The sequence below is a fragment of the Synechococcus sp. H55.11 genome (assembly GCF_047462475.1).
Classification (GTDB): Bacteria; Cyanobacteriota; Cyanobacteriia; order Thermostichales; family Thermostichaceae; genus Thermostichus.
Genome location: NZ_JANSJI010000158.1, coordinates 1,663 through 5,485, shown reverse-complemented (window position 1 = coordinate 5,485; position 3,823 = coordinate 1,663). Strand labels below are relative to the sequence as shown.

The window sequence follows — 3,823 nt, the reverse complement described above, 5'->3', positions numbered from 1 at the left end:
CTGGGAGAGGGCAAAATCTCAACTGATCCCTTCCTGGCATTTGGCGATGGGCATGCGCCAGCCGGTGCCAAAGGCGCGATCGGTAACCCGCAGGCCGGGGGGAGCCTGGCGGCGCTTGAACTCGGCCTTTTGAACCAGGCGCAGCACCTGTTGTACGGTGTCGGGATCAAACCCTTGGGCCACCAGCTCGGCAGCCGACTGGTGCTGTTCGATGTGCCGCTGCAGGATGGTGTCCAGCAGGTCATAGGGGGGCAGGCTGTCGCTATCTTGTTGGCCGGGCCGCAGCTCCGCCGAGGGAGGCTTGGTAAGGATGGGGAGTGGGATCCGCTCCCCCTGGCGGTTGATCCAGCGGGCCAGGCGGTAGACCCAAGTTTTGGGCACATCGGAGATCACCGCCAGGCCGCCGGACATATCCCCGTAAAGGGTGCAGTAGCCCACCGCCAGCTCCGACTTGTTGCCTGTGGTCAAGAGCAGCCGGCCAAACTTATTGGAAAGGGCCATGAGCAGGGTGCCGCGAATGCGCGATTGCAGGTTTTCTTCCGTCGTGTCGGGGGGCAGGCCGGCGAAAGCTTCTGCCAGCAGGTGCTGGTAGCTCTCCATAATCGAGTGAATGGGCAGCTTCAGGGTAGGGATCCCCAGGTTTTGCGCCAGTTGGTAGGCATCGGTCAGGCTGCCCGGGCTGGAATAGGGAGAGGGCATGAGCACCCCCAGCACTCGCTCCGGGCCCAGGGCATCGGCGGCAATGACAGCAGTAACAGCCGAGTCGATCCCCCCCGAGAGGCCCAGCAAGACTTCGCGAAAGCCACATTTGCTGACGTAGTCGCGGGCGCCCAGAACCAGCGCCTCGTAGAGCTCTGCTTCCGGCTCCGTTGGCCAGCGGGATCCCGGCGGGCTCTGTTCCTCGTCGGGGGGATGGGTCAGCGCCTCCACATCCACAATCAGCCGATCCGGCGCGAAGGCAGCGGCTTGGGCCACCAGCCGGCCCCGGCCATCTAGGGCGCAACTGGCCCCGTCGAAAATGAGGTCGTCATTGCCCCCCACCTGGTTGACGTAGAGGATGGGCAGGGCATGCTTGCGGGCCAGGGATCCCAGCATCTCCACCCGCAATTTTTGCTTGCCCAGGCTAAAAGGAGAAGCCGACAGATTGATGAGTAAATCGGCGCCACAGCGGGCCATCTCTTCCACCGGATCGCGGTGGTAGCGGCGGTGGCGCCAAAAGTCGCGGTCGTTCCAGATATCTTCGCAGATGGTGAAGCCCAGCCGGCGACCACGGTACTCGATGGGCCGGGGCGGGGATCCCGGCTCGAAGTAGCGATCCTCGTCGAAGACATCGTAGGTGGGCAGGAGCGACTTTTGAAACCAGTGGCGGATCTGACCCCCTTCCAGCCAGGCCGCGGCGTTGTAGAGGGGCCGCCCCTCCGGCAGAGGGTTGGGCTGCACGGATCCCACCACCACCGGAATGCTATCCCGCAGCCGGGCGGCCAACTGCTGCAAAACTTGGCCTGCCCTCTCGACCAGGGCCGGGTAGAGCAACAGGTCGCGAGGCGGGTACCCCAACAGGGCCAGCTCAGAGGCGATGGCCAGCTCCGCTCCTGCCGCTGACGCTGCTTCCACCGCCAGACGGATGCGCTCGGCATTGCCGCTGAGATCGCCAACGGTGTAGTTCAGTTGCAGCAGCGCTATCTTCACCCTGGCCCCCTTGGCCGAGAACGGCTGTCCTAGCAAGTGGTGGATTTCACGATAATAGGCCAGCTCCAAGGGGAGATTTGGCTCCCCGTCAGCGTCTCTCCGGCTCCGCCAACGCAGTTGCCGGCAAATCGGCCTCCGGGTGGAAGTAGCGGTAGATCTGGCGCGCCAGCTTGGGGCCAATGCCGGGCACCCGGGCCAACTGGTCTTCTGAGGCCACCTGGATGCGAGCAATCGACCGAAACTCTTCCATCAGCAGCTTTTGCCGGTACTTGCCCAGGCCGGGGATCTCGTCAAGCGTAGAGGCCTGTTGGCGCAGCTTCCGTTGCTGGCGATGGTAGGCAAGGGCAAAGCGGTGGGCCTCATCTCGCAGGCGTTGCAACAGTAGGCGAGCCGGATCTTGCGCAGCCAACCGCAGCGGCACGGGATCCCCCGGCAGGAAGATCTCTTCTTCTCGCTTGGCCAAGGCAATCACCGGCAGGTGATCCAAACCCAAATCCGCCAAGACGGCCATGACTGCCGACAGTTGCCCCTTGCCCCCGTCGATGAGCACCAAATCCGGCTGATCCTCGGGAGTCATTTTGCTGAAGCGACGCCGTGCCACCTCGGTATGGCTGGCAAAATCATCGGAATGGCCGGGGCGTACCTCAGGGTTGCGAATCTTATAGCGGCGGTAGTGTTGCTTGGCCGGCAGGCCATCGATAAACACCACCTGACTGCCCACAGCATCGGATCCCTGAATGTGGGAAATATCGTAAGCTTCCAGACGGCGGGGCGGCTCCGGCAGATCCAAGACTTCCGCCAAGCGCTCCAAGGCAGCAGTGTTCTGATCGGCCAGGCGCTGGCTGCGGGCTAGCTCCAGCTCGGCGTTTCGCTCCACCAACTCGATCAGCTCTGCTTTGCTCTGCCGTTGAGGGGTGATAAGGCTTACCTTGCGGCCCTTTTTCTGGCTCAGCCAAGACTCCAGAAAATCGCGATCGGGCAATTCATACTGGGTCAAGATTTCCGAAGGAATTTCCACCGGATCACAGTATTGGTAATGTTCTTGTAAAACTCGCTGCAAAATCAACGCCGGATCATCGCCCCGATTTTCGGCAACAAACCCCAGCCGTCCCACCAACTTGCCGGCCCGCACCTGAAACAATTGAATGCAGGCTCGCGAATCGTTCATGGCCAGGGCCAGAGCATCACGGCTGGCGCTAGAGTTGGGCAAAGAGACCTTCTGGGATTCGCCCAGTTGCTCTAGGCCGCGGATTTGATCCCGATATCGCGCGGCTGCCTCGTAATTTTCTTGTTCGGCAGCCTGGATCATTTTCTCTTGCAGTTGTCTGATCAGCTCATCCGTCTGGCCTTGGAAGATCATGGCTACTTGAGCTAGCGTTTTGCGGTAGTCTTCTGGGCTGATCAAGCCTTGACATACTCCGGGACAACGTCCAATGTCATAGTTCAAACAGGTGCGATCTTTGTACAGAGGCTTAGATCGTTGACGCAAGGGGAAAATTCGCTTGACCAATCCAAGGGTGTAGCGCAACAAACCGACATCAGTATAAGGGCCGTAGTATTTGTCTTGATTCTGATTGAGACGACGGTGACGAGTGATATAAAGCTGTGGATAAAGCTCTGACCAGGTGATACACAAGTAAGGATACTTTTTATCATCCTTAAGGAGGACGTTATAGGGGGGTTGGTGAGTCTTAATTAGATTGTCTTCTAGAGCCAAAGCTTCACTTTCATTATCGGTAACGATAAACTCAATTTCACAAACCTGAGCTACCATGCGCTGAATGCGAGGAGACAGATCATCAGCAAAACGGAAATAAGAACGCACGCGAGAGCGCAATTTCTTAGATTTGCCTACATAGAGAATCTGATCTGTAGCATCTCGCATTAGATATACGCCAGGCTCGGCGGGAATCTCTCTAAGACGGCTTTCCAAAGCGTCACGATTTTGAATCAGGGGAACAGTCATAGAGTTCGGTTCTACCAGGCAGAGTCAGGGATCCCATGGCTTCAATCTAGCAATGATACGACTTTTTCCGGCAACGCCGACTTCAACCGATGCAGAGGTACAGGTAGGTATGCGCTGAGAAGGGAACTTCAGGCTCCTCTACCCCAAGGTCGGGGTTATCCTAGGTGC

At 58.9% G+C, this 3,823-nt stretch carries 2 protein-coding genes; both read right to left on the bottom strand.

Features of this window, described 5'->3' with window-relative positions:
- Positions 1-18: 18 nt before the first annotated feature.
- The gene (locus tag NW853_RS06875; protein WP_414336069.1) at positions 19-1,689 is read right to left on the bottom strand and encodes an NAD+ synthase; all 1,671 of its coding nucleotides are present in this window, start codon (positions 1,687-1,689) and stop codon (positions 19-21) included.
- 88 nt (positions 1,690-1,777) lie between these two features.
- Positions 1,778-3,655, bottom strand: coding sequence for an excinuclease ABC subunit UvrC (uvrC, locus tag NW853_RS06870; RefSeq protein WP_414348540.1), 1,878 nt, complete (start codon positions 3,653-3,655; stop codon positions 1,778-1,780).
- Between the last annotated feature and the right edge of the window lie 168 nt (positions 3,656-3,823).

Bases quoted from the DNA above. Each gene is read 5' to 3' on its own strand.
- uvrC (WP_414348540.1), bottom strand. From the start codon at position 3,655: ATGACTGTTCCCCTGATTCAAAATCGTGACGCTTTGGAAAGCCGTCTT.